Raw genomic sequence first — 23,677 nt, forward strand, 5'->3', positions numbered from 1 at the left:
CGGCCGCCAGCCCGTTCGGGTATGCTTGGCGCGTTGCCGCCGAACCGCCGCCCGCCTCCGCCATGACCGATCCGGAACACCTTCCCCTCGTGCGCATCGAGCCGCTCGGCGCGACCTTCGATGCGCCCGATTCGCTGACGCTGCTCGAAGCCGCCGCGTTCGCGCACGTATCGTTGCCGCGTTCGTGCCGCAACGGCACGTGCCGAAGCTGCCTTTGCCGGATCGTCAGCGGCAGCGTACGCTACACGATCGAATGGCCGGGGCTGAGCCGCGAGGAAAAGGCCGACGGCTTTACGTTGCCGTGCGTGGCCGTCGCGACGTCGGACCTCGTGCTCGACGTGCCCGACGCCGTCATGCTCGACTAGACGCGGCGCGCGGTTGCGTGCGCCGTCCTGCAAACGTTGATCCCGTGTGGAGAACGTCATGACCCAGCAAACCGATCGCATCGAAAAGCAGGCCCAGCTCAGTGCATCGCCCGACCGCGTGTGGGAAGCCGTCAGCAATTCCGGCGAATTCGGCCAGTGGTTCGGCGTCACGTTCGACGGGCCGTTCGCGGCCGGCCAGCCGCTGTTCGGCCGCATCACGCCGACACGCGTCGACGACGACGTCGCCAAGGCGCAGGAGCCCTATGCGGGCACGGTGTTCGAAATCGTCGTCGATCGCGTCGAGCCGAAGCAGCTGTTCTCGTTTCGCTGGCATCCGTTCGCGATCGACCCGCATTTTGATTACTCGACCGAGCCGATGACGCTCGTCACGTTCGCACTCGCCGCACAGGCCGGCGGCACGCTGCTCACGGTCACCGAAACGGGCTTCGATCAGTTGATCGAAACGCGCCGCGCAAAGGCGCGCGAGATGAACGACCAGGGCTGGACCGCGCAGATGACGCTGATCACGAAATATCTGGCGAAGCACGCGTAGCGCGCCGCAACGCCGCACGTGCGGGTCGACATGCGAATCGACGTGCGTGGCATAATCCGCTCCATCGTCGCCCATACGCCGCCGCGCATCGCATGCTGAGTCGTCGCCTCCGGAAGATCGGCAGTCTGATCGGGATGCTCGCCATCCTGATGACGGCGCTCGCGCCGACGATCTCGCAGGCACTGACGACGCAGCAGCGCGTCAATACGCTGCTGGCCGGCTATTGCACGGCCGCGCCGGCCACCGGCAACCACTCCGCCGATTCGTCGCAGAAGCGCCTGCAGGCCCACCTCCAGGCATGCGGCTATTGCAGCCTGCTTGCTCACACCCCCGCACTGCCCGCGCCCGAACTGACGTTCGCGGCCAACGTGCACGTCATTCAGCATCGCGAAGCGACCCGCTTCGAAAGCCTGCGCCGCGCGCTGCCGCTCACGGCCGCGCAACCGCGCGCCCCGCCGTTCCCGTCCTGATTCGTCGTCAACGCCCGTGATGCCGTCGTGCATCGCGTGATCCGCGCACGCCGCCGGCGTGCGCGACGTGTCACGTTTCGAAGGACGATCATGTGTCACCGTGTTGTGCGCGCCGTCGTGCCGTGCGTGCGGCTGGCCGCCTCCGGTCCGCACTGTCGCGCCGACCTTCGCTCGCGGGCGAACGTCCGGCCGCGCACGTTCGCGCCGGCGTCGGCCGCCATCGGTGCTGCTGCGATGGTGCGCATGCATCCGTCCGTCGAATCCGTGTTGCTCTATCCGATTCGCCACTCGCACACCCAACCATGAAAACCGCCCCTTTCGTTCGCGGCGCACTCGCCGCGTTCGGCTTCGTCGTCATCCAGGCCGCCCAGGCCCACGCGCTCCCGAAAACGCAGGAACCGGCCGCCGACGCCACGCTTTCGGCCGCGCCGCACGCGGTCACGATCGGCTTCAGCGAAGCGCTCGAGCCCGCTTTCAGCTCGATCGCCGTCACCGACAGCCACGGGCAGTCGGTCATCGACGGGAAATCGTCCGTCGACGCCGGCAACCGGAAGCGCATGCACGTCGCGCTGGCCAGCCTGACGGCCGGCACGTACACGGTCGCGTGGATCGCGGTGGCCAGCGACGGCCATCGCACGCAAGGCCACTACGCGTTCACGCTGAAATGACATTCGCGATGCGCATCGGCGTACCGCGCCGGTTGCGTCGCCGCCACGACCCTTTGCATCCGCTGCATCCACCCATAAGGAGAACCAACCATGAAACGCTCGATTCCGACCGGCCTGCTGTTCGCGTTGCTGGCGCTGCAAACCCCCGCCACGTTCGCCGCGCCGGCCGTGCAGGCTGAAAACTGCTGGATCCGCGCGATGCCGGCGACCGTGCCGTCGTCCGGCTACTTCACGCTGAAGAACGACGGGGACGCACCCGTCACGTTGACGGGCCTCGACACGCCCGCATACGGGATGGCGATGCTGCATGAAACGCAGACGAACGGCAGCACCGCGAAGATGGTTCACGTCGACGCCGTCGACGTGCCCGCGCACGGCACGGTGGCCTTCAAGCCGAAGAGCTACCACGTGATGCTGGAGCAACCGCGCCAGGCCGTCGCGCCCGGCACGAAGGTGCCGTTCCGGCTGCATTTCTCGGACGGCTCGACGGTGTCCGTGACCTGCGACGCCAAGGCGCCGACCTACACCGGCCAGTAACGCCACCCGCCCCCGATCGAAGGAGACGCACATGAAACACCGCCTGCCGCTGGCCGACCTGATCGCCCGCTACCGGACACCGCTGAACGTCGCCGTGCTGCTCGTCTGCGGGATATGGGCCGGGTGGATCGCGTGGATGACGCGGCCCGCCGCGATCGATACGCCGCCGTCGATCCCCGCGTACTGCATGCGCGACGCGCGCTGACGCGCGGCGACGGCACGGTTCCGGCGCAAGCCTGCGCCCGTTATTGGCGTGGCATCATCGCTTCATCCCGACCGCCGGAACCGCCTCTCGGAGCGCCGCATGTCCATTCAGACCTGGATGCTGTTTGCCGCAGCCTATCTCGCCACGACGCTGTCGCCGGGGCCCAACGTGCTGCTCGTCATCCGCAACACGGTGCGCTACGGCACGCACGGCACGGCCGCGACGATCGCGGGCAACCTCGTCGCGCAAGGCGTGGTCGTGCTGCTCGTCGCGCTCGGCGTCGGCGCGGTGCTGGCCGCGATGCCGCCGCTGTTCGTCGCGATGAAGGTGGTCGGTGCCGCGTACCTGATGTTCCTGGGTGTCCGGCAACTGCGCGGCGACCGCAAGGCCGCGGCTTCGGCCGGGAAGGCGGAAATCGCCGTGCCCGACCGCCGGAAACTGTTCCGCGAAGCACTGTTCGTATCGGGCAGCAATCCGAAGACGATGATCTTCCTGTCGGCGTTCATGCCGCAGTTCATCGTGCACGACCGCCCGCTCGCGCTGCAGTTCGTCGTGATGTACGCGACGATCGCGTGCACCGTCGTGGTCGTTCACAGCGTCTATTCGGCCGGTGTGCGCCGGTTCCATCGCGGCTTCGGCATGAGCCGCGCGGTGCGTGCGCTCAAGCGCGCCAGCGGGCTGCTGTTCGTCGGGCTCGGGATCAGGCTGCTGACTGCGCGGCAAACGTAAGCGGGCACAACCCCGTCAGCATGTGTGCGCGGCCAGCTCGGCCGCGATCTCGCCGAACGACGGCCGCGCAGCGACGTCTTCGTTCAGGCACGCCGCCGCAAGCGCATCGAGCGCGTTCCTGCCGGCCCATGTGCGCGGTTCACATCGCTCGAGCAATTCGCCTAGCAGATGGCCGAACGCTCGCACCTCGAGCCGTTCGAACCCTGCGCCGCGCATGCGATCGTTCGCATCGTAGAGCGACGCCGCACCGAAATCCCCGAGCAGCGCGCCGCCTTCGCCATCGTGCAGGATGTTGTGTGCGTACAGGTCGCCATGCATGATGCCGCGTGCGTGCAGATGGGCCGCCACCGACGCAATGCCATGCGCGATCCGCACCGCAGCCGCCGGCTCGAATCTCGCGTCGGCCGCATACACGTCGCGCGTGCAGGTCGCGAAGCTCGGCGGCCCGGCGAGGTTCGTGAGCGCAGGATCGACCAGTTCCATCACGAGGCCGTGCGTGCCGTCGGGATGCCCGCTCACCTTGCCGATCACCGGGATCATGCCGGGATGGCGGCCGGCGTGCAGGCATGCGGCCATTTCGCAATCGGGCAGGCCGTCGCTCGTCACCGCGCCCTTGAACAGCTTGACCGCGACCACTCGTGGCGGATGACCGTCCGCGCGCCACTGCGCGCGGTAAATGACGCCCGACGCGCCCTCGCCCAGCTTCTGCTCGCAGGCCAGCGACGCCCATTCGATGTCCGCGACCCCGGGCCCGGCCGACGCCGCGGCTTCCGGCGCGGTGCCGAACGGATTGCCTGCGGCGGCGAGCCACGCGAGGCGCGGCAGGCGCAACAGCCAGTCGGGCAATTCGTCCAGCCGGTTCGCGGACAGCCGCACCAGTTCGAGCGCGCGGCATGCGGCCATTTCCGCCGGCAGCGCGCGCAGCCGGTTGCCGGCGAGCATCAGCTTCTGCAGCCGCGAACAGTCGCCGATCTCGGTGGGCAGCGCGTCGATTTCGTTGTCGGTCAGGATCAGCCAGCGCAGCGCGCGCGGCAGCGAATGGCGCGGCACCGTGCGGATCCGATTCGCCTTGAAGCCGATCATGTCGAGTTGCGCGCACGTGCCGAGCACTTCCGGGAATGCCGTGAAGCGGTTGGACGACGCGAACAGGATGCGCAGGCGATGCAGCCGCGACAGGTCGTCCGGCAGCGCGGACAGCGCATTGCCGGACAGGTCGAGCACTTCGAGCGTGTCCGCCAGATCGAAGATTTCGCGCGGGAATTCGGTGAGCCCGCACGCGAGCTTGAGTTGCCGGGCGCCCGCCAGCTGGCCGGCCTGCAGTTGTTCGAGAGTGGTCGTCACGGAGAGAAAGCGGTTGCGATTGCGATGATCGTCGGATCAATCGCACGAATTTTACCGGGATCGCTTTCGCGTGCCCCACAATCGTGTCACCCCCCCTTCACAAACGCGCAATGTGACGCTAGAATTGCGCCCCTTGCAGTACTGAAGTGCCGACGTGGTGAAATTGGTAGACACGCTATCTTGAGGGGGTAGTGGCGAAAGCTGTGCGAGTTCGAGTCTCGCCGTCGGCACCAGAATCAATCCGATGATGAAAATGCTTCATCGCGACACTTCAGCCGTGTTTTCTCACCGGCATCTCTGACACACATCGATATTGCGGGACCCGGAAGTAATCTTCGTCCCGAGTGAGCGACTCGTCGACGTCGCCAATGCGACAACGCGTCCTTTCCGCGGTACCGCGTAGTTCAACACGGTCAGTTGGCAGCGAACGGCCTATGTCCCGCTGTGTATGGCGGATTCCGCTAGTTTCATCACTTGATTGCGTGCCGCACTCGTAAGCAATTGAGCACCCTCATCGCCTTGCGCGCAATGTCGCCACGAGCGATCTATTTCACCTGCGTATCAGGCGGCTCCATGGCGAGCCGAGCGCGAGCACATCGCTAGTCCCCTACCCGCGCGGCGGTACTTCCGATCAATGCGCAACCGCAATCGGTGTGGTGTCCACGTAGCGCGACTCGTTCGCCTCCGATCGTCAGCGTCGGATGTGCCTCAATCACATGAGGAATGACGAGGTGCGGCTCGACGGCAACCGAACAGAGCCGACGAATATGACTCGCAAGCGCGACGTGTTTGTCAGACATGAATGCGCTCGTGTATCGGGTGCGGGTAGCAATGGCGCGACCATGCATGGCCGACGGATGGACGACGCGCAGAAGCGCGCCCGGCGTTCTTTCATGCCGAGCGCGACATGCTGAAAAGCACGAACCGCATCCGTCCGCGATGCAGGCACGTGCGTGCCTGCCATCGCGCCGCCGGCCCGTTTCAGGCCGACGGCACCCTGCATCACTCCCGCCAGCACGCCGGCTTGAACCGGTCGTCGGCAAGCAGGTTCACGCCCATGTCGGCGAGCCTCAGCCCGCTTCAGCGGCCCACGCTTGCGCATCGGCGCCGGCCGGAATGCGCATCGGGCTCGACGGATCGGTCGCTGCACGCCACACCGCTTCGGCAACGTCCTGCGCATGGGTGATCGGCGCGGATTCGTCGACCACGCGCGCAAAGGTCGCCGCGGCAAATTCCGCATAAGCTTCGTGCTCGAAGCCATGCATGTGCACGCGCGCGTTGTCGGCGAAACGCGTGCCGGGCGCACGGCCCGGCAGCACGAGGCGTGCGCGCACGCCGAACGGTTCGAGTTCGAGCGCCATCGATTCGGTGTACGCATTGACTGCCGCCTTGCTGGCCCGATAGGCGGCGAGCAGCGGAAGCACCTTCAGCGTGACGCTCGACGTGACGTTCACGACGACGCCGGACCCGCGCTGGCGCAACTGCGGCAGCACGGCTTCCGTCACCGCGATCGTGCCGATCGTGTTGGTCTCGAACAGCGCGCGCACGGTGTCGAGCGGCATCAGTTCGGCCGGTGCGGCCGCGCCGAAACCCGCATTGTTGACGAGTACGTCGATCGGGCCGGCAGCGTCGATCGCCGCGCGGATGCTGTCGGGGTTCGTGACATCGAGCGCCAGCACGTGCAGGTGCTCAGACGGCGGCAGGACGTCCTCGCGCGGCGTGCGCATCGTCGCGACGACCCGCCAGTCGCGGGCCAGGAAAAGACGGGCGATCTCGAGGCCGAAGCCGGAGGAACAGCCGGTGATCAATACGGTCTTCATGCGAACTCACTCCTGTGACGTGTTGAGCATGTGTTCGTACGATAGATGGCCGGATCCGTATTCGCTACAATCGAAAATCCGATTTTCTTTTGCGAGAGTCCGGCAATGATCGATCCATTAGCCGAGGTCGTGACACTGCTGCAGCCGAGCACGCGGTATTCCAAGCTCGTTCACGGCGCGAGCCCCTGGCGCATCAGCCGGACGGTCGCGGGCGAGCCGTTCTACTGCGTGGTCCTGGACGGCGGGTGCCGGGTCGCGATCGACGGGCATCCGCCGATCGATCTGCTGCCCGGCGATTTCGTGCTGATTCCGGCTGCCTACGGCGTCGCGATATCCAGCTTCGAACTGCCGCCGCCGGGTGTCGAGACGGCCGCGCCGGTCGTGCTCGACAACGGCGAATACCGGATCGGCGACGCGGACCGCCCGGTCGACACGCGCATGATGGCCGGCAATTGCAGCTTCAGTTCCCCCGACGCGGCGCTGCTGGTGTCGCTGCTGCCGCAATACGTGCACGTGCGTGGCGAACCGCGCCTGACCACGCTCGTGCAACTGGTGCGTGACGAATCGCGCGCGCAGCGGCCGGCGCGCGAACTCGTGCTGTCGCGCCTCGTGGAAGTGCTGCTGATCGAGGCATTGCGATTCTCGGCCGGCACGGACGCATCGCGCGGCCTCGTGCGCGGGCTCGCCGACAGCCGCCTCGCCGCCGCGATCCGCGGGATGCACGCGCGCCCCGCGCACCCGTGGACGGTCGTCGAGCTCGCGAAGGAAGCGGCGCTGTCGCGCTCGACCTTCTTCGAACGCTTCAGCCGCGCAGTCGGCGTCGCGCCGATGGAATACCTGCTCACATGGCGCATGGCGCTCGCGAAAAACCTCCTCCGCCGCGACGACGGCCGCATCGCGGAGATCGCCGGGCGCGTCGGCTACAGTTCCGCGAGCACCTTCAGCGTCGCATTCACGCGGCACGTCGGCCGACCACCCGCGCAATATGCGCGCGACGAACGGGCAGCGGCGAACGAAACATGATGCGCACACGCCACGCCTGCCCCGCGCCACCCGTACACTATTCGTCACGCAACGACGACGCGCGACACATCCGATGACGACACCCGCGAAGGACATCCACACGGCCGACCACTGGCTCGTCGCGCGGCGCGATGCGGAAACCGGCATCGAAAGCCTGCATGCGCATTTCAACGGCCATGCGTACGATGCGCACGATCACGACGACATGCTGGTCGGCTTCACCGAACAGGGCGTGCAGCAATTCCAGTGCCACCGGTCGGTGCATACGAGCGTGCCGGGCCGCGCGATCCTGATCGAGCCGGGCGCGCTGCACGATGGCCACGCGCCCGAAGCCGACGGCTTCACCTACGGGATGCTGTACCTGCCGCAAGCGTGGGTCGAGCGCGCGGCGCGCCGGCTGGACCTGCCGGGCCTCGGCGGTGTCGAGGCATCGTTCGGCCATACGCTCGTCGACGATCGCGGCCTCGTCGATGCGATCCGGCACGCGTTTCTCGCGATCCACGGCAACGAAGGCAAGCTCGCGCGCGACCAGACGCTCGACCGGCTGCTGATCCGGCTCGGCGGCGAACTACGCGGCCCGCTCGCACTGGAAAGCGGCGTCGTGCCGCCCGCGATCGCGCGTGTACGCGATCTGCTGCATGAACACATGGACGGCAACATCGGGCTCGACGAGCTGGCCAGCGTCGCCGGAATCGACCGGTTCCGGCTGACGCGGCTGTTCCAGCGAGCGTTCGGCACGTCGCCGCATGCGTACCTGGTGCGCTTGCGGCTGCGTGCGGCGCGCCGGCTGCTGGCGGCCGGACGTACGCCCGCGCAGGTGGCCGCGGACGTCGGCTTCGCCGACCAGAGCCACCTGGGCCGCTGGTTCCGCCGCGCGTACCGGATCACGCCGGCCGCGTACCGGCAACTGTGCACAAACGTTCCAGACTGATCGCGCGCGGCATCCGATCATGAGCGTCTCTACGAGGAGCAATCATGTTCGATACCAAGGTAGCGCTGATCGTGCGCGACGATCTCGCAGCGTGGCAGAAACTCAATGTCGTCGCGTTTCTCGCGACGGGCGTCGCGGCCGAAGCGCCCGAAGCGCTCGGCGAGCCTTACGAGGATGCGGCGGGACGCCGCTACGGCCGCATGCTGGGCCAGCCGATGCTGGTGTTCGCGGCCGATTTGAACGGCCTGCAGGCCGCGCACCGGCAGGCGCTGTCGCGCGAATTGACGATCGTGCCCTACGTGCGCGCGATGTTCTCGACCGGGCACGACGCGGCCAACCGCGAAGTGTTTCGCGCCGAGGATGCGGCGAATCCCGATCTGGTCGGTCTGGCGTTGCACGGGCCGAAGAAGGCCGTCGACAAGGCGGTGAAGGGGCTGGCGTTGCATGCGTAAGCGGGTCGGGCAACGCCGCCGTTTTCGTTCGATCCGCGCTTGGGCCCATGTAGCCGAATTTGCTACGAATGAAGCCAATCCGGCTACACGCTTCCTGCAAGAGGGTGGGCTGCGCCGCCGGCCCGTTGCAGGCCGGCGGCATCCGGCGTCAACCGCCGAGGTACGCCTGCTTGATCCGGTCGTTCGCGAGCAGGTTCGCGCCCGTATCGGCGAGCACCACGCGCCCCGTTTCGAGCACGTAGCCGCGATCGGCCACGCCGAGCGCCTTGTTCGCGTTCTGCTCGACGAGGAACACCGTGACGCCTTCGTCGCGGATCGTGCGGATGATGTCGAAGATCTGCGCGATCACGAGCGGCGCAAGGCCGAGCGTCGGCTCGTCGAGCAGCAGCAGGCGCGGCTTGCTCATCAGCGCGCGGCCGATCGCCAGCATCTGCTGCTCGCCGCCCGACATCGTGCCGGCCCGCTGCGCCGCGCGTTCCTTCAGGCGCGGAAACAGCTTGAACACGTGCTCGATGCCGTCGTCGATCTCGTGACGGCTCGCGAAGAAGCCGCCCATCTTCAGGTTCTCGAGCACCGTCAGGCTCGGGAACACGCGCCGCCCTTCCGGCGAGATCGCCATCCCCTGCCGCATGATCTGGTGCGTCGACATCGCAGTGATGTCCTTGCCCTCGAACAGCACACGGCCCGACGAGGCGCGCGGCGTGCCGCACACGGTCATCATCAGCGTCGTCTTGCCGGCGCCGTTGCTGCCGATCAGCGTGACGATCTCGCCCTTCTTCACCTCGATCGACACGCCCGCGAGCGCTTCGACCGCGCCGTAGTGCGTATGGACCTGTTCCAGCTTCAGCATCACTCTTCCCCCAGATACGCCTTGATCACGCGCGGGTCGTTGCGGACCGCCTCCGGCGTGCCGATCACGATCGGCCGGCCGTGCTCCATCACGAGGATGCGGTCGGACACGCCCATCACGAGGCTCATGTCGTGTTCGATCAGCAGCACCGACACGCCGAACTCGCGGCGCAGCTTGTCGATCAGGTGCTGCAGCTCGATCTTCTCCTGCGGGTTGAGGCCGGCCGCCGGCTCGTCGAGCATCAGCAGCCGCGGCTCGGTGATCATGCAGCGCGCGATCTCCAGACGCCGCTGGTGCCCGTACGACAGCGTGCCCGCCGGCCGGTTGGCGACCGACGTCAGCCCCATCCGGTCAAGCCACACCGCCGCGCGCTCGAGCGCTTCCTTCTCGGCGCGACGATACGCGGGCGTCGAGAACAGGCCCGGCAGCAACCCCGCCTTCACCTTGCGATGCTGCGCGACGAGCAGGTTCTCGACGACGGTCAGCGACTTGAACAGGCGGATGTTCTGGAACGTCCGCACGAGGCCCTTCAACGCGATCTTGTGGCTCGGCAGCCCGCCAATCGCGTGGCCGTCGAGCACGACGTCGCCGCCGGTCGGCTTGTAGAAGCCGCCGACGCAGTTGAACACCGTGGTCTTGCCCGCGCCGTTCGGCCCGATGATCGCGAACACTTCATTGCGGCGCACGTCGAAATCGATGCCGTCCACCGCGAGCAACCCGCCGAAGCGCATCTGCAGCCCGGCGACCTTCAACAGTTCTGCATTCGCGCTCATTGCGGCAGCTCCACGTGGGGGCGGCTCGCGGGCAGCAGGCCCTGCGGACGCCACATCATCATCAACACCATCACGAGACCGAAGATCAGCATCCGGTACTCGGCGAAGCCGCGCGCGACTTCCGGCAGCACGGTCAGCAGGATCGCCGCGAGAATCACGCCGAGCTGCGAGCCCATTCCGCCGAGCACGACGATCGCGAGGATCAGCGCCGATTCGATGAAGGTGAACGATTCAGGATTCACGAGGCCCTGGCGCGCCGCGAAGAACGCGCCGCCGATGCCCGCGAACGCCGCGCCGAGCGTGAACGCCGACAGCTTGATGCGCGTCGGGTTCAGGCCCAGCGAACGGCACGCGATCTCGTCGTCGCGCAGCGCTTCCCATGCGCGGCCCATCGGCATGCGGATCAGGCGGCTCGTGACGAACAGCGTGAAGCCGACGAGCACGAGCGCGAGCAGGTACAGGAAGATCACCACGTGGTCGCCGCTGTATTCCAGCCCGATCAGTTCATGGAACGTCTTCGCGCCTTCGACGCTTGCGCTGCGCGCCATCTCGAAGCCGAACACGGTCGGCTTCGGAATGCCCGAGATGCCGTCCGGGCCGCCCGTGAGGCTCGTCAGGTTGTTCGCGAGCAGGCGGATGATTTCACCGAAGCCGAGCGTGACGATCGCGAGATAGTCGCCGCGCAGCCGCAGCACCGGGAAGCCGAGCAGGAAGCCGAACGTCGCGGCCGCGATCGCGGCGAGCGGCAGGCACTCCCAGAACGACAGCCCGAAATACTGGTTCAGCATCGCGTACGTATAGCCGCCGACCGCGTAGAACCCGACATAGCCGAGATCCAGCAGCCCCGCGAAACCGACCACGATGTTCAGCCCGAGGCCGAGGATCACGTAGATCAGCGCGAGCGTCGCGACGTCCACCGCGCCGCGCGAGCCGAAGAACGGCCACACGAGCCCGACCGCGAGCAGCACCCATACGATCACGCGCTGCTGCTGCGCGCCCATCGCGGGCATCGCCGGCAGCTTCACCGCCGATTTCGCGCGCACGAGCCACGGCTTGAACAGCTGGAACAGGAACACGGCCGCGACCGCGATCCACACCGGCCGCCAGTGCGGCGTGAGCACCACCTGGTAGCCCTCGAGCTTCAGCTGCAGCCCGAGCACCGGAATCGTGAGGATCGCCGTCAGGAACGCGGCGGCCACGGCATTTTTCAGCGACTGGCCGACCGACGCGCCGGCGGCCGGGCGGCGAACGGAAATGACTTGACTCATCTGCGTCTCCCTCAAACCTTTTCGATGTCCGACTTGCCGAGCAGGCCGGTCGGGCGGAAGAGCAGGATCAGCACGAGCAGGCCGAACGCCACGACGTCCTTGTACTCGGCCGGCATGTAGCCTGCGGCGAAGGTTTCGGCGAGGCCGAGCAGCACGCCGCCGAGCATCGCGCCCGGGATGCTGCCGATCCCGCCGAGCACCGCGGCGGTGAACGCCTTGATGCCCGCGACGAAGCCGATATACGGGTTCAGCTTGCCGATCGTCAGCCCGATCAGCACGCCGCCGACCGCGGCCAGCATCGCGCCGAGCACGAACGTGAACGAGATCACGCGGTTCGTGTCGATGCCGAGCAGGTTCGCCATCTTCATGTCCTCGGCGCACGCGCGGCACGCACGACCCATCCGCGAATGCGAGATGAACAGCGTGAGCGCGATCATCAGCACGACCGTCACGCAGACGATCATCAGGCGTGAATACGGAATGGTCACGTCGAAATCGCCGCCGAGATGAATGTCGAACGCGCCGGAGATCAGCACCGGCACGGACACGTCGCGCGCGCCCTGGCCGATCTGCACGTAGTTCTGCAGGAAGATCGACATGCCGATCGCGGAGATCAGCGGCACGAGGCGCGGGCCGCCGCGCAGCGGCCGATACGCGACGCGCTCGACCGCGAAGCCGTACAGCCCGGTGACGATCACCGACACGATCAGTGCGGCACCGAGCACGAGCGGCAGCGGATAGCCGGCGGAGATGCCGATTGCAGTGAGGGTGACGAGGCCCACGTACGCGCCGATCATGTAGATCTCGCCGTGAGCGAAGTTGATCATGCCGATGATGCCGTAGACCATCGAATAGCCGATGGCGATCAGCGCATAGATCGCACCCAGCGTCAGGCCGTTGACCAGCTGCTGGGCGAATTGCGGAAAGAAGTCAGTCATGTGCGGGAAGCTCCCGTTGGCGCCATGTCGCCTGCCGTCGCCGGATCACGGCGTGGCCGCGCGCAACGCACGGTGTCGTCTCGGGCCGCCCCGTGGCCGCGCAACGGGCAGATGCGCGGACAATACGCACCCGCCCCGTCCGGGTCTCGGACAGGGCGGGTGCGTGGGCGGGTACTCCGTCTTACTTGGCGGCGGTCTTCGTCGCGTCCTTGTGCCACGTATATACGACGAACTTGAACGCCTTCAGGTCGCCCTGGGCGTCATACGCGACCTTGCCGATCGGCGTGTCGAACGTCGTCTTGTGCATGTACGCGGCGACCTTGGTCGGATCGGTCGACTTCGCTCCTGCGATCGAGTCGGCGATGATCTTCACCGCTGCGTACGCAGGCATCTGGAACGGGCCGTTCGGGTCGCGCTTCTTGTCCGCGAATGCCTTCACGAGGCCCGCGTTGGCCGGATCGGCCGAGAAGTCGGCCGGCAGCGTGACGAGCATGCCTTCCGAGGACGGGCCGGCGATCGCGGTCACGTCCTTGTTGCCCACGCCTTCAGGCCCCATGAACGTGGCCTTCACGCCCTGCTCGCGCGCCTGGCGCAGCAGCAGGCCCATTTCCGGGTGGTAGCCGCCGAAGTAGACGAAGTCGACGCCTTGCGACTTCAGCTTCGTGACGATCGCCGAGTAGTCCGAATCGCCGGCGTTGATGCCTTCGAACAGCACGACCGGGATCTTCGCGGCTTCGAGGTCCTTCTTCACCGACGACGCGATGCCCTGGCCGTACGACTGCTTGTCGTGCAGCACCGCGACCTTCTTCGGCTTCACGTTGTTGATGATGAAGTGCGCGGCGGCCGGGCCTTGCTGGTCGTCGCGGCCGATCGTGCGGAAGATGAAGTGGCGCTTCTTGCCTTCCGTCAGCTGCGGCGCGGTGGCCGACGGCGTGACCATCACGATGCCTTCGTTCTCGTAGATGTCGGAGGCGGGGATCGTCGAACCCGAGCACACGTGGCCGATCACGTACTTGATCTTCTGGCTGACGATCTTGTTGGCGACGGCGACGGCCTGCTTCGGTTCGCACGCGTCGTCCATCATCACGACTTCAAACTTGTTGCCGCCCGCACCGCCTGCCGCGTTGATCTGTTCGATCGCGGTCAGCGCGCCGGCCTTCACCATGTCGCCGTATTGGGCGACCGAACCGCTCATCGGACCAGCGATGGCGATCTTCACGGTTTCCGCTTGCGCGGCGGCGGCGCCGGCGGCGAACAGCACGGCGGCGACGGAAATGGACGTAAGACGGGACAGCGTCATCTGGGAGCTCCTCGATGTTGTTTAGTCATACGGGCAAAGGCGGCATGACTTGCGCAATCGAACAGCACCCGGGGCGAGGACATGGGACACGCCCGAGACACATAGAAGACGGAACTCCGGCGGAATGTTGCGTAGCGGGGCCCGGCTCTTGCAGTCCCCGAGGGGGGACGTCTGGTTCGGAAAGACATCGTGATGCGTCTTGCATTGCGCAAGCGTTTCGCCTGCCCCGCTTGCCAAATCGCTCGTTCGGAGGGATGGTCCGACAGCTGTTGGCAAGGCAGTCGAAATTATATGGGCGTTTTTAAATCGTCTGTCAAAAATGCCGGTCGACCAAGGGAAAACACGGAGGGTTTTGCAGGGTGGTGGTGGCGCCTGGGGCGCAACCGGGTGGGAGCGAGAACGTTTGCCTGTGGTGCAATTGGGTTGCTATGGGATGCGTTGGGTTGGGTAACTGCCTTGCTGCGCTTGGCTTTCGACGATTGTTGAATCTGTGCGGCGCGTTTTCGGGCTGCCAAGGGTCTGATCGCCATGAATCAATCGACTGATGATTGCTTTGGTGCGCACCAACTCGGGGGGGGCGATCGAGGCGCCCAATCTTTCTGTTTACGTACAAAACTAAACATCTGGAAGCTTATTGTTATTTTTATGAAATAATACGAATTCGCTTCTGCAATCCAGCCAGCCTTCCTGTGAATCGCGCACGTCGCGCTTCGCAGTCGCTTCAGGGCCGCTTCGACGCCCCTCCGTCGCCCAGCCGCCAGCCAGTGATCTGCCGTTTTTTCTCATTGCATATCACCTGCTTCGGAACGCTGATGAATCACCCTTTCTGCCTCTCGTCCGCCGCCGCGATCGCGTGTGCGCTTTCTGTTTCCACCGCCGATGCCTCGGGGCGCGATTCGCTGGCCGATCGGTCGGCCGGTGCCAATGTGTTTCGGTCGGAGCGGCGGGCTGCTGCTCGGGATGACGGGCACGCGGCGCGTATGAGTCGCCGCCAGGTGAAGTACGCTGCGCCGGTGGAACGCACACCGTTCGATACACCGGATACGCGGCCGTTGCGGGTGACAAACGATGCGCTTGTCGCACCGCCACCTTCGTCTGAACACGAACCTGATTTGGTATTGCCCTCGAACCGCGTCGCGCTTGGTGCGGGTGGCAGCGACAGTTTCGGTCGCGCAGTGCCTGGATATGAACAGCGCGCGCAGAACTGGAATGAATATCTGCGGGCTAACGGCTCAAGGCCGGCTGGCAGTGGCGGTTCGTATGCGCCGCAGCGGCCATACGACGCTCCGCGCGGTCCGCATGGCGCGCCGAATCCGTTCGATCCTTCGGTGCCGCAACCGGAAACGCGGACGTTCTATGACAACGGTGCGGGGACGAAGTGCACGGCTACCGGCGGGGCGGGGACGTCGCGGTCGTCTTGCAATATCGGCTGGTGAGGCGTGGTTTTGGGCGGCGGCAACTGCCCTACCCGGCGCGCTGCGCGACTTCGTGCAGCGCAGCCGCATCCTGCGGCGTTGCCTCTTACAGCTGCGTGATGATCAGCCTGCCCGGCTTAATCGTGATCTGAGCCTTTCGGCCCCGAACAAATCCAGCATCGTTGACCAGCCACATTCCACCGATCTTCATGTACGGATAAAACGTCTTATCTCGTCACCCCCATCGAAATGCTGACGCTCTCCTTTTAATCGTTGCAGCCAGATACCTTCTGCGGATTCAATTGGCGAGCGCCTGCCGGCCACGATGTTTTGGTCAGTCCGCCACCTCTCACTTTCGCGGCGCAATCTTTTCGAGCGCTTTGCGAGCATCCGGAAAGTGCTCTTCGGCCTGCTCAAGCGTAAGAAAATACGGCGCTCGAGCTTCCGCAACGATTTCTAGCAATTGACCGCAATTCTTGCACTGGTACAACTCCGCATGCCTGGAAATATTTATACCCAAATATTCATAGTTAGAACTCGTTCCACCAAAGCTACGACACTTTTCGCACGGCATCAAAATCTCCTAATCGGGGTCCAGCTTCCATCTGGATTCATCTCAAAAAATACCGAGCCTTCTGGCATTGGCTTGCCACCATCTGTAATAACCTCTCTAACGTTACTACTCGTCCATTCTCCCGTCTTCGAATTCTGAACACCTGTATATCCACCTGGTCGCCAATGCTCGTTAGCGCCCCCATCCGTTGCTGCGGGGAGACGTACAGAAACCGCATCTTTTGGAACAGCGATTCCGTATATTGGATCACCCGTCCGATAAGACTGAAGAACGCTGGGAGCCTTACCTGTCGCAGTTACCGCTGCGGCTCTATTGGTCACGCCCGCATAGTCTTCCGCAGGAGCAAGCCACATCTGGTACCCAGAGGCACCGAGCGTCGCGTCGGGATTGTCATAATACTTCGGACCTCGTGCACCCATAAGCGAAGCAAAGTATCCTTCCTGCATGCCTTTCGACATTTTCGCAGCATCTTGGGCCGAGAAACCCGCGTCACGATACATTTTGTAGCGCTCGTATCGGAGCGGACAAATAGCAAGGCCAAGCGGATCGAAATATTCCGATGGATCATGGACATAACCCTGTGTTCGAATGCCGCCCTCGAGTCTGATGGGATCGACTGAGAGATACTGCCCCGAATCCGGATCATAATAACGGTTCAGATTGTAGTTTAGCCCGGTCTCATCGTCTGCCCATTGACCAGGAAAGCGCAGTGTCGTATCGATTGGCGCGCTGCGCGCATCATTCGCCGCTCGCCGAGCCGGAAGCAGTTTCCCCCACAACGAATATGCGGCGTTCCACACCGACTTGCCGTGTTCGTCGAACACTGCCTTCGGCAGCCCGATCTGGTCCGTCAAAACCGGATACAGTCCCTCGTCGGTCTCCTGCGCAAGCGGCGAAAAACTACCTGGCTCGATATGCCATGTCACCACCTGTCCCGTCGTGCCGTCTCGCTGCTCGATCCAGCGCTCAGCCAGCGTCGGACCGTCCCATAGGAACTTCACGGTTTCACGGCCGCCGATCTGCTGCTTCTCGACCCGGCGGTTGAAGGCGTCGTAGCGATATAGCCAGACGCCGCGTTCGGGTGTCACCACCTTCACTAGCCGGTTGAGGCCATCCCACGCGTATTGCCACGTTTTCGGCCGGAACCCGGGCTGTTCGACCGTCTTCTCGACCGTGCGGCCACGTGCGTCATATCGATAGCGCGCATAGCCGATTCGTTCCGGCAAGCCGCCTCGACCATAGTGGTGCGTATCCACGGGAGCCTGCTGCCCGTGCGCGGCAATGTTCATCGCCGCGTCGTAACGGAAGTGCTCCGCCGGCTGCAGCAGACTTTCGGCCGAGACGATCTGGCCGCGCGGGTCGCGCCGGTACGTCAGCGTATCGGCGTCGGTGTCGACTCGTTCCAGTTGGCCCGCGGCGTCGTAGTGATAGACCTGTCGCGTCAATTGTTCGAGCGCACCGGCCGGGTCGGCTTGCATGGCATCGAACGCTGCGGCGGGGCCTGCGATCTGCCGGCGAATGCGTCCGAGCGCGTCATACTGCTGCTGCGTAACGAACTCTCCCGCCTGCCGACCAGTTTCACGTCCCAGGCCGTCGCGCTGAATCGTTAGCCCACCCACCTGCGTCAGCGCACCCAACGCATCGTACGCGTAGGCCGTCTCCCGTCGCGGTGTCATCCGCAGACGTCGCTGCCCATCAGCATCGTAGACGTGCCGCAGCAGTTCGCCGTGCTGATCCTCGCCGATCAGGCGTCCGTTCCCGTCGTAAGCGAAGCGCGTCAGATGAGTACGTTCGCCTTGCACCTCGGCCGATTCCAGTCGTCCGCCCGCGTCGTAGCGGTACGCGAGCTTTACGTCTCCGGCATCGACCTCGGTAAGCCGGTCGAAGCTATCGTACGTATAGCGCCACTGGCCACCATCAGGCAGCGTTTTCGCGAGGAGGCGACCGGCAGCATCCCGCTCGTATTGGGCCGTGCGGCCGCCCCAGTCGATCTCGGCCGCGAGTCGCCCGGCCGCGTCGTAGCGATACGTGTAAGTCTCTCCCAGTGCGTTGATGACCTTCGTCAGCCTGGTCGTATGGTCATACTCGAAACGCGTGGCATGACCGGCGGCGTCGATCGACGCCGTGAGCAGATCGAACGGGCCATAGGTTCGCTGAACCGTACGCCCGATCGGATCGGTCCACTCGACGGGCAGGCCCTCACCGTTGTATCGCGCTTTCGATACTGAGCCATCCGGGTGCGTAATCGCGCTCACCAGGCCGCGCGGATTGTCAGGGCCATCCGCGTAGTCGAAACGAGTTACATGCCCGTCGGGAGACGTTTCTTCCAGCACCCGGCCCAGCACGTCAATCTTGCGCCGGAAGCGCGCACCGGTCGGCAATTCGATGTCGGTGAGTCGCAACCGGTCGTCGTAGTCGAGCCGGGTTTCGCGATCGCCGGCAACGATGCGGAGGAGTTCGCCGTTCGCGCCGTAGCGGTAGGTCGTCTTGGTACCGTCCGGCTCGGTTCGGGCGATCAACCGCCGCAGGTGGTCGTACTCGAGCTTGATTCGTCCGCCGTTCGGCAAACCCGCCGCGGTGAGAAGCTGCGCGTCATCGTATTCGAAGTCGATCGCACGTCCCGAGCTTTCCGTGACCGAAATCAGCTGGCCGCGATCGTCATAGTGATAGTTTGTCCGCCGGCCAAGCGGATCGATCTGCGCAATTGACCGGCCGAGTTCCCACTCCGAGCGGGTGCAATGGCCGAGCGGATCGGTTACCGCGGTGACGAAGCCCTCGTCGTTGTAGTCGTAGATCCATTCGCCGTCTGCATCGAACACGCGCGTTCGGCCGGCCTCGTAGACGAACCGGCCCGTGTGATAGCCATGCTGGGTACCGGTCTCGACCACGCGCCCCGCGGCGTCGTACAGGTATCGGACGTCAGTCTGGTCCGTATCCCGCCACTGGGTCATCCAGCCATGCGCATCGTACGCGTAATGGAACTGGCCAAACTGGAAGCTCGCCACGCGGGTGAGCATGCCGTTCTGGTAGCCGTAATCCACCAGCGTTCGAACGCCACCGTCTGTATCGTGAAGAACGATCCGCTCCGGCCGCCGGTCGCGTCCGTGATAGGCAACTTCCAGTCGATATCCATCGCTATGGATCAGGCTACTCAATCGGCCCGTGGGATCGTAAGAGAAGGTGACCGTATTGCCGTCGAGGTCCTCGATCCGCTCGAGTCGAGACGAATGTCCATTGGAAAGCGGCGAGAAGATGCGCAGTTGCCGGCTATCGCGATCGAGGATGCGTGGCTCGAGCCGGCTTCCGAGCAGCCGATAACGCGGTTCACGCAGGTTGATGCCGTCGAGTGCCATGTCCGGCGCGTCAAAACCGGTCACAAGGCCGGCGCCATCGTGGAATCGCACGAAGCGGCCGCCATCGAACGTCAGCTGCTGCGACCAGTTGTCCGACCAGCGGTGACCGAGCAGTCCGCGATCGTCCGACCGAGTTCGATAGCGTCGTTTGAACTCAAGTGGCAGGATGCCGGGGATGACGATATCCGTGCGGATTTCTAACATTTCGCCGGATACCGGATCAACCGGATCCTTGCACGTCGGCCGGTTCTCGTCCTTGATGCCTTGCTGTTCAGCGGATCGGGTAGGTTCGGGCCGGAATTTTCCACGCAAACCCTTGCCGGCCAGTTTTCCGACTCCGCCGCCGACGATCCCGCCAATCAAACCCGCGAGGAATTCCTGCGTCGCAGATAATTCGGGGTTCTTAGGGCCGTAGTTTCCGGTCGTCTTGTCGATCCAGATGCTGTTGCGCCCAGAATTAACCTTGCCGCTACAGTGCGTCTCGTGACCGATCCGCACCAGCGGCAGGCCGTTGACGAACACTGTCTTGCTGCCATCGACGAGTGGTTGCGGCACGCCGGAATGGTGATCGCATTTCACGAGGTCCGTGACGCGGGCCACCTTCTTGCGTTCAAAGTAGACATTGCCCGAGCCCGTGACGATCTCGCCACAATTGCTGCCCACGCTCTGGCTGGCTGACGCGAGCGCACCACCCAGAGTCAGGCCGCCCGCCATGCACGCCCCGACGATCAGCGCCCCGGCGACTCCACCTGTCGCCACGGTCGCCGCCACCGCCACGCCAATCGCGACCCCTACGGCAATGCCGGCGAGGATCCCCATAAAGCCCGACGAGTGTGCAATCCGGTCGCCAACGCAGGCAGGATGCGGATCGCCGCGACCGATCGTCAGGCCCAGTGCATCACCGGCCTGCGTGAATTCCCCGGCGAGCCAACCCGTAAAACCAACCTTGTCGAGTGCCCACGCTCCGCCGACCGCAATCGCCAGCGGCAACATCACCGTACCCGCCGCGATCGCACCCGCGCCCAATGCCGCGCCGCCGGTTGCACCGCCCGCCAACGCCGTACCCGCGGCACTCAACCCGGCAGCCGTCCCCTCAACGGCCGTCAGGCCAGCGTCGGCACCGAGCATCCCGTAGTTGAGGTTCTCGTAAAACGGCTGCTCAGCCGCTTTGGCGGCTTCACCGTCCTCCAGCCTGGCGATCTGATCGAGGCGCTCCTGTGCGCTGCCGCTCGGCTCGTTGTAATTCGGCGTGTCCGACATTGCAGCCTCAGGTCGGATCGCGCAACTGCAGGCTCTGAATCACCGCCTGAACTTGTTCTCGCTGGGTGTCGCTCAGCATACCGGGCGCCGTGAAGGTCAGCATCAGGACGACTTGCCCGTACTCCACCATTGTCAGCCGCTGATGAATCGGCGCCTGGTTATTCGTCCACGTAAACTCGTGTACGTGGGCGGCACGTCCGGACACGGTGATGTCTTCATTTGCAACCTCGGAATAGCTTGGCACCTGCTTCGCCACCTTCCGTATCTCGCTTGCCACATATTCAGCGAACTTCATCCCCCACGGCAGCCGCTCGCGCGTAATCACGAAACTGACGCCTTCCGTGCCGCTTGCCGCCGACACGAATACGTTCATCGTCTTGTCCTGCCACTCCACGGGCAGCGCCAACGTGCCTTCCTGCATCTGGTACATGTCGGGTCATCCTTGCCGGCTCATGCCTTAGTTGTCGGGATTGATATGCGTCGTGCTTGCCTGAACCTTGATCTCAGCACCATCGATACGGATTTTCGACGAACCTTTGTAGATCTCGATGGCATCGGCCGTCATGTGGATCTTCGTGCCATCGTCACCGCCGACCTTGATCCAGAGTTCCTTTGCCTCGAGCGTGTGCACGCCCTGCGGCGTCTTATGCAGGGTGTTGCCTTGTGCCACGACGTCCGACAGATTGCCAATCGCGACGGCCGTCATATGGTTGCCCTTACCGACATCAACGGTCCGGTCACCCCTGAGGACCTGGGTCCACTGCGCATCCTCGACAACCGTATGCATGTCCTTCTGTGCATGCATATAAAGCATCTGCGCGCCATTCACGTCGCTCATCAAGAGCTCGTTGGAACCGGCCCCCTTGTGCGTCTGACTCTTGATCCCCATCGTCTGGCCGGCGGCACCGTGGTACGGGTTGCCCTGCTCGCCATTGAACACGCGGCCGACGATCACCGGGTTATCCGGATCGCCCTGGTTGAACGCGACGAGCACCTCCTGCTTGATCCGCGGAATCGCGGCTGCGCCCCAACCATCGCCCGCCCACGGTTGCGATACACGCACCCACATCGAATCTGAGCCGTCCTTCTTGCCGCGCCGGTCCCACGGGAAGTGCACCTTCACGGCGCTGCCGTTGGTGTAGATTTCCTCGCCTTTCGGCCCGACGACGATCGCCGATTGCGTGCCATGAATCACCGGCTTCGGCGTGCCGCGCGGCGCACGATACGGCACCTTCTTCGGCAGCAGCGCGAAGCTGTTGCGGTACGGCAGCTTGGCGCTGTGCTGCGTGTAGTCGTTCACCGCCTCGTGACGCACGTGCAGGATCACGTATTCCTGGTTGTTCTCGAGCACCGGGTGATTTGCCACCGCGACGGCGCCCGCCGTGGTCATGCGCCACGCGTAGCCGCCGCCGGTATAGCGATGGGCCTGCGCTTCCTCGGCTTCCATCGCGAAACGGGCGTAGCGGTTGCCGTCGTCGCCGTGGTCGTACAGCGACTGGTGCTCGAACCGCTCGGTCGCGTCGAGCCGCGCATGCTTGAGATTCTGCGGCCCGGCCTCCACCAGCATCAGCGGCGACGACGGATTCTGGTGGTTGAAGTCGCGGAACGTGACCTTGCCAACGCCAAAGCGCCGGCCTTCGTGCAGCTGATCGATGCCGCTGTCCTCACTCGCCTCGGTGGCCGCGAACGGCACGGTGGCGAGCCCGTCGATCGGGCGGAACAGCAGGTTCGAATCGCCGATCACCAGAGTGTGCTTGTCCTTCTCGTAACGGTGCGTCCAGACCAGCCCCTCCTGCTCCATCAGCCGCGCGCAGAAGTTGTAGTAACTCTCCTGGTACATCACGACGTACTCGAGCGGCTTCTGGTTCGTCCGGATATCGAACACGAAGTCGGAAAAACCGTGCTCCTGGAAAATCTCGGTGAGGATGTCCTGCGCGGTCTTGTTCTGGAAGATCCGGCAGTCGGTCGAGCGCGTCAGGAACCAGAACCACGGCACCGCCGTCAGGTGGTACTGCGTGACGTTGCCGGGGTTGCCGGCCCGGTCGAACGACGCCACGTAGCCGTCGAAGTAACGGTCGTTGTCGCCAGCGCCCGACGCGACGACGCGCTCGAGCGTCGACAGGCGCGCCTGCTGATCGAACCGGATCTTGACCTGCTGGCCGATCAGGTCCTCGGGGCGCAGGTCGTGACGATGCGACAGCAGGTCGAGGTGGATTTCCGGCAAGCGGTTCACGTGCTCGTCGACGACGGCAGCGCTGACCAGCAGCACGTCCGGGCCGAGCGGCGTATCGAGCGTCACGTAGCGGTTGAGCTGGGTCAGGCGCGCGGGGTTGGCGGCGCCGTTGATCGCCTCGGCAATCGCGCCGGGCGTCTTGTCCATCAGCGAGAAGCCGGTCTGCGCGAGCTGCATCGCGCGCTGGACGGTGTCGACGTGCCCGGCCAGGCCCGCGAGCGGCCCGAGGCTGCCGGCGACACTCGACGCAACCGGGCCGGCGAGGCCGCCGAGCGCGCTCAACGAGCCGAGCGCACTACCGCCCATTCCAGTGGGAATACCCCCGTTCGGAGCGAAACTCATTCTTGTTCCTTCTTGTGATCTCAGGTTCCGTGGGCCGGCTAGCCGGCCCGAAGCCCCGATAATGTAGGATAAAACCCGACCGCGTGAAAGACGCCTGCAAACGTTTCCATTCTGGCCCCCGATAATGCAAACACCGACCGGCGGCTGGCCGGCCGCGCGCGGCAGCGGCCCATGCCGAAGCACCGCGCCAGCTCGCGCGGAACACGACACAATCTGCATGAAACGTGTGACAGATCCGTACGGGGCGAGGCATCGCCCCCTGTCACGATGAAATTGC

At 64.9% G+C, this 23,677-nt stretch carries 22 protein-coding genes and 1 tRNA gene; 12 read left to right on the forward strand and 11 right to left on the reverse strand.

Features of this window, described 5'->3' with window-relative positions:
- Window positions 1–62 precede the first annotated feature (62 nt).
- The 7 genes from B7G54_RS08620 (at window position 63) to B7G54_RS08650 (ending at window position 3,527) form a co-directional block, all read left to right on the forward strand.
- The gene (locus tag B7G54_RS08620) at window positions 63–365 is read left to right on the forward strand and encodes a 2Fe-2S iron-sulfur cluster-binding protein (protein WP_085038701.1); all 303 of its coding nucleotides are present in this window, start codon (window positions 63–65) and stop codon (window positions 363–365) included.
- Between the two features lie 58 nt (window positions 366–423).
- Window positions 424–918: an SRPBCC family protein gene (locus B7G54_RS08625; RefSeq protein WP_085038702.1), complete on the forward strand. Its 495-nt coding sequence runs from the start codon at window positions 424–426 to the stop codon at window positions 916–918.
- Between the two features lie 92 nt (window positions 919–1,010).
- Window positions 1,011–1,388, forward strand: coding sequence for a DUF2946 domain-containing protein (locus B7G54_RS08630; protein ID WP_085038703.1), 378 nt, complete (start codon window positions 1,011–1,013; stop codon window positions 1,386–1,388).
- A 302-nt stretch (window positions 1,389–1,690) separates the two neighbouring features.
- On the forward strand, window positions 1,691–2,056 hold the full coding sequence (gene copC, locus B7G54_RS08640; RefSeq protein ID WP_085038705.1) for a copper homeostasis periplasmic binding protein CopC: 366 nt from the start codon (window positions 1,691–1,693) through the stop codon (window positions 2,054–2,056).
- Window positions 2,057–2,146: 90 nt separating this feature from the next.
- A complete protein-coding gene (locus B7G54_RS08645) occupies window positions 2,147–2,593 on the forward strand; it encodes a copper chaperone PCu(A)C (RefSeq protein ID WP_085038706.1) in 447 nt (148 codons plus the stop codon).
- Between the two features lie 31 nt (window positions 2,594–2,624).
- Window positions 2,625–2,798, forward strand: a complete 174-nt coding sequence (locus tag B7G54_RS39000; protein ID WP_165765565.1) for a hypothetical protein — start codon at window positions 2,625–2,627, stop codon at window positions 2,796–2,798.
- Between the two features lie 99 nt (window positions 2,799–2,897).
- The gene (locus tag B7G54_RS08650) at window positions 2,898–3,527 is read left to right on the forward strand and encodes a LysE family translocator (protein WP_085038707.1); all 630 of its coding nucleotides are present in this window, start codon (window positions 2,898–2,900) and stop codon (window positions 3,525–3,527) included.
- Window positions 3,528–3,542: 15 nt separating this feature from the next.
- Here the strand turns inward: B7G54_RS08650 and B7G54_RS08655 are convergent, their stop codons facing one another.
- A complete protein-coding gene (locus B7G54_RS08655) occupies window positions 3,543–4,868 on the reverse strand; it encodes a leucine-rich repeat-containing protein kinase family protein (RefSeq protein ID WP_085038708.1) in 1,326 nt (441 codons plus the stop codon).
- Between the two features lie 148 nt (window positions 4,869–5,016).
- Here B7G54_RS08655 and B7G54_RS08660 point away from each other — a divergent pair.
- Window positions 5,017–5,101 (forward strand) — tRNA-Leu (locus tag B7G54_RS08660).
- 366 nt (window positions 5,102–5,467) lie between these two features.
- Here B7G54_RS08660 and B7G54_RS39635 read toward each other — a convergent pair.
- Both B7G54_RS39635 and B7G54_RS08670 read right to left on the reverse strand, forming a co-directional pair.
- The gene (locus B7G54_RS39635) at window positions 5,468–5,716 is read right to left on the reverse strand and encodes a PAAR domain-containing protein (protein WP_279628056.1); all 249 of its coding nucleotides are present in this window, start codon (window positions 5,714–5,716) and stop codon (window positions 5,468–5,470) included.
- Between the two features lie 222 nt (window positions 5,717–5,938).
- Complete coding sequence (locus B7G54_RS08670) at window positions 5,939–6,688, reverse strand: SDR family oxidoreductase (RefSeq protein ID WP_085038710.1); 750 nt, start codon at window positions 6,686–6,688, stop codon at window positions 5,939–5,941.
- Between the two features lie 45 nt (window positions 6,689–6,733).
- Between B7G54_RS08670 and B7G54_RS08675 the strand changes: the two genes are divergently transcribed.
- The 3 genes from B7G54_RS08675 to B7G54_RS08685 all read left to right on the forward strand — a co-directional run bounded on the left by B7G54_RS08675 (window position 6,734) and on the right by B7G54_RS08685 (window position 9,094).
- Complete coding sequence (locus B7G54_RS08675) at window positions 6,734–7,711, forward strand: AraC family transcriptional regulator (RefSeq protein WP_085038711.1); 978 nt, start codon at window positions 6,734–6,736, stop codon at window positions 7,709–7,711.
- Window positions 7,712–7,784: 73 nt separating this feature from the next.
- Window positions 7,785–8,642 (forward strand): AraC family transcriptional regulator, encoded by an 858-nt coding sequence (locus tag B7G54_RS08680; protein WP_085038712.1) that lies wholly within the window; start codon window positions 7,785–7,787, stop codon window positions 8,640–8,642.
- 44 nt (window positions 8,643–8,686) lie between these two features.
- On the forward strand, window positions 8,687–9,094 hold the full coding sequence (locus tag B7G54_RS08685) for a DUF2000 domain-containing protein (protein ID WP_085038713.1): 408 nt from the start codon (window positions 8,687–8,689) through the stop codon (window positions 9,092–9,094).
- A gap of 148 nt (window positions 9,095–9,242) precedes the next feature.
- Here the strand turns inward: B7G54_RS08685 and B7G54_RS08690 are convergent, their stop codons facing one another.
- From B7G54_RS08690 to B7G54_RS08710, 5 genes are all read right to left on the reverse strand, one after another.
- A complete protein-coding gene (locus tag B7G54_RS08690; protein WP_085038714.1) occupies window positions 9,243–9,944 on the reverse strand; it encodes an ABC transporter ATP-binding protein in 702 nt (233 codons plus the stop codon).
- A complete protein-coding gene (livG, locus tag B7G54_RS08695) occupies window positions 9,944–10,717 on the reverse strand; it encodes a high-affinity branched-chain amino acid ABC transporter ATP-binding protein LivG (RefSeq protein ID WP_085038715.1) in 774 nt (257 codons plus the stop codon). Before livG ends, B7G54_RS08690 begins: the two co-directional genes overlap by 1 nt.
- Window positions 10,714–11,985, reverse strand: coding sequence for a high-affinity branched-chain amino acid ABC transporter permease LivM (locus B7G54_RS08700; protein WP_085038716.1), 1,272 nt, complete (start codon window positions 11,983–11,985; stop codon window positions 10,714–10,716). Before B7G54_RS08700 ends, livG begins: the two co-directional genes overlap by 4 nt.
- Before the next feature lie 11 nt (window positions 11,986–11,996).
- Window positions 11,997–12,923, reverse strand: a complete 927-nt coding sequence (gene livH / locus B7G54_RS08705; RefSeq protein WP_085038717.1) for a high-affinity branched-chain amino acid ABC transporter permease LivH — start codon at window positions 12,921–12,923, stop codon at window positions 11,997–11,999.
- A gap of 181 nt (window positions 12,924–13,104) precedes the next feature.
- On the reverse strand, window positions 13,105–14,223 hold the full coding sequence (locus B7G54_RS08710) for a branched-chain amino acid ABC transporter substrate-binding protein (RefSeq protein ID WP_085038718.1): 1,119 nt from the start codon (window positions 14,221–14,223) through the stop codon (window positions 13,105–13,107).
- 812 nt (window positions 14,224–15,035) lie between these two features.
- On the opposite strand from B7G54_RS08710, the gene B7G54_RS08715 reads away from it, so the two are divergent.
- Window positions 15,036–15,659 carry a hypothetical protein gene (locus B7G54_RS08715; RefSeq protein ID WP_244289302.1) on the forward strand — a complete coding sequence of 208 codons (624 nt, stop codon included), beginning with the start codon at window positions 15,036–15,038 and terminating at the stop codon, window positions 15,657–15,659.
- 552 nt (window positions 15,660–16,211) lie between these two features.
- Here the strand turns inward: B7G54_RS08715 and B7G54_RS08720 are convergent.
- Genes B7G54_RS08720 through B7G54_RS08730 form a run of 3 tightly spaced genes read right to left on the reverse strand, consistent with a single transcriptional unit; the run spans window position 16,212 to window position 23,400 of the window.
- Window positions 16,212–20,825, reverse strand: coding sequence for a DUF6531 domain-containing protein (locus tag B7G54_RS08720; RefSeq protein WP_244289303.1), 4,614 nt, complete (start codon window positions 20,823–20,825; stop codon window positions 16,212–16,214).
- A gap of 7 nt (window positions 20,826–20,832) precedes the next feature.
- Complete coding sequence (locus B7G54_RS08725; RefSeq protein ID WP_085038719.1) at window positions 20,833–21,255, reverse strand: DcrB-related protein; 423 nt, start codon at window positions 21,253–21,255, stop codon at window positions 20,833–20,835.
- Window positions 21,256–21,282: 27 nt separating this feature from the next.
- Window positions 21,283–23,400 carry a type VI secretion system Vgr family protein gene (locus B7G54_RS08730; RefSeq protein WP_085038720.1) on the reverse strand — a complete coding sequence of 706 codons (2,118 nt, stop codon included), beginning with the start codon at window positions 23,398–23,400 and terminating at the stop codon, window positions 21,283–21,285.
- Between the last annotated feature and the right edge of the window lie 277 nt (window positions 23,401–23,677).

The organism is Burkholderia puraquae (genome assembly GCF_002099195.1).
Taxonomy (GTDB): domain Bacteria; phylum Pseudomonadota; class Gammaproteobacteria; order Burkholderiales; family Burkholderiaceae; genus Burkholderia; species Burkholderia puraquae.

Bases quoted from the DNA above. Each gene is read 5' to 3' on its own strand.
- B7G54_RS08620 (WP_085038701.1), top strand. From the start codon at position 63: ATGACCGATCCGGAACACCTTCCCCTCGTGCGCATCGAGCCGCTCGGC.
- B7G54_RS08625 (WP_085038702.1), top strand. From the start codon at position 424: ATGACCCAGCAAACCGATCGCATCGAAAAGCAGGCCCAGCTCAGTGCA.
- B7G54_RS08630 (WP_085038703.1), top strand. From the start codon at position 1,011: ATGCTGAGTCGTCGCCTCCGGAAGATCGGCAGTCTGATCGGGATGCTC.
- copC (WP_085038705.1), top strand. From the start codon at position 1,691: ATGAAAACCGCCCCTTTCGTTCGCGGCGCACTCGCCGCGTTCGGCTTC.
- B7G54_RS08645 (WP_085038706.1), top strand. From the start codon at position 2,147: ATGAAACGCTCGATTCCGACCGGCCTGCTGTTCGCGTTGCTGGCGCTG.
- B7G54_RS39000 (WP_165765565.1), top strand. From the start codon at position 2,625: ATGAAACACCGCCTGCCGCTGGCCGACCTGATCGCCCGCTACCGGACA.
- B7G54_RS08650 (WP_085038707.1), top strand. From the start codon at position 2,898: ATGTCCATTCAGACCTGGATGCTGTTTGCCGCAGCCTATCTCGCCACG.
- B7G54_RS39635 (WP_279628056.1), bottom strand. From the start codon at position 5,716: ATGCATGGTCGCGCCATTGCTACCCGCACCCGATACACGAGCGCATTC.
- B7G54_RS08670 (WP_085038710.1), bottom strand. From the start codon at position 6,688: ATGAAGACCGTATTGATCACCGGCTGTTCCTCCGGCTTCGGCCTCGAG.
- B7G54_RS08675 (WP_085038711.1), top strand. From the start codon at position 6,734: ATGGCCGGATCCGTATTCGCTACAATCGAAAATCCGATTTTCTTTTGC.
- B7G54_RS08680 (WP_085038712.1), top strand. From the start codon at position 7,785: ATGACGACACCCGCGAAGGACATCCACACGGCCGACCACTGGCTCGTC.
- B7G54_RS08685 (WP_085038713.1), top strand. From the start codon at position 8,687: ATGTTCGATACCAAGGTAGCGCTGATCGTGCGCGACGATCTCGCAGCG.
- B7G54_RS08690 (WP_085038714.1), bottom strand. From the start codon at position 9,944: ATGCTGAAGCTGGAACAGGTCCATACGCACTACGGCGCGGTCGAAGCG.
- livG (WP_085038715.1), bottom strand. From the start codon at position 10,717: ATGAGCGCGAATGCAGAACTGTTGAAGGTCGCCGGGCTGCAGATGCGC.
- B7G54_RS08700 (WP_085038716.1), bottom strand. From the start codon at position 11,985: ATGAGTCAAGTCATTTCCGTTCGCCGCCCGGCCGCCGGCGCGTCGGTC.
- livH (WP_085038717.1), bottom strand. From the start codon at position 12,923: ATGACTGACTTCTTTCCGCAATTCGCCCAGCAGCTGGTCAACGGCCTG.
- B7G54_RS08710 (WP_085038718.1), bottom strand. From the start codon at position 14,223: ATGACGCTGTCCCGTCTTACGTCCATTTCCGTCGCCGCCGTGCTGTTC.
- B7G54_RS08715 (WP_244289302.1), top strand. From the start codon at position 15,036: ATGAATCACCCTTTCTGCCTCTCGTCCGCCGCCGCGATCGCGTGTGCG.
- B7G54_RS08720 (WP_244289303.1), bottom strand. From the start codon at position 20,825: ATGTCGGACACGCCGAATTACAACGAGCCGAGCGGCAGCGCACAGGAG.
- B7G54_RS08725 (WP_085038719.1), bottom strand. From the start codon at position 21,255: ATGTACCAGATGCAGGAAGGCACGTTGGCGCTGCCCGTGGAGTGGCAG.
- B7G54_RS08730 (WP_085038720.1), bottom strand. From the start codon at position 23,400: ATGAGTTTCGCTCCGAACGGGGGTATTCCCACTGGAATGGGCGGTAGT.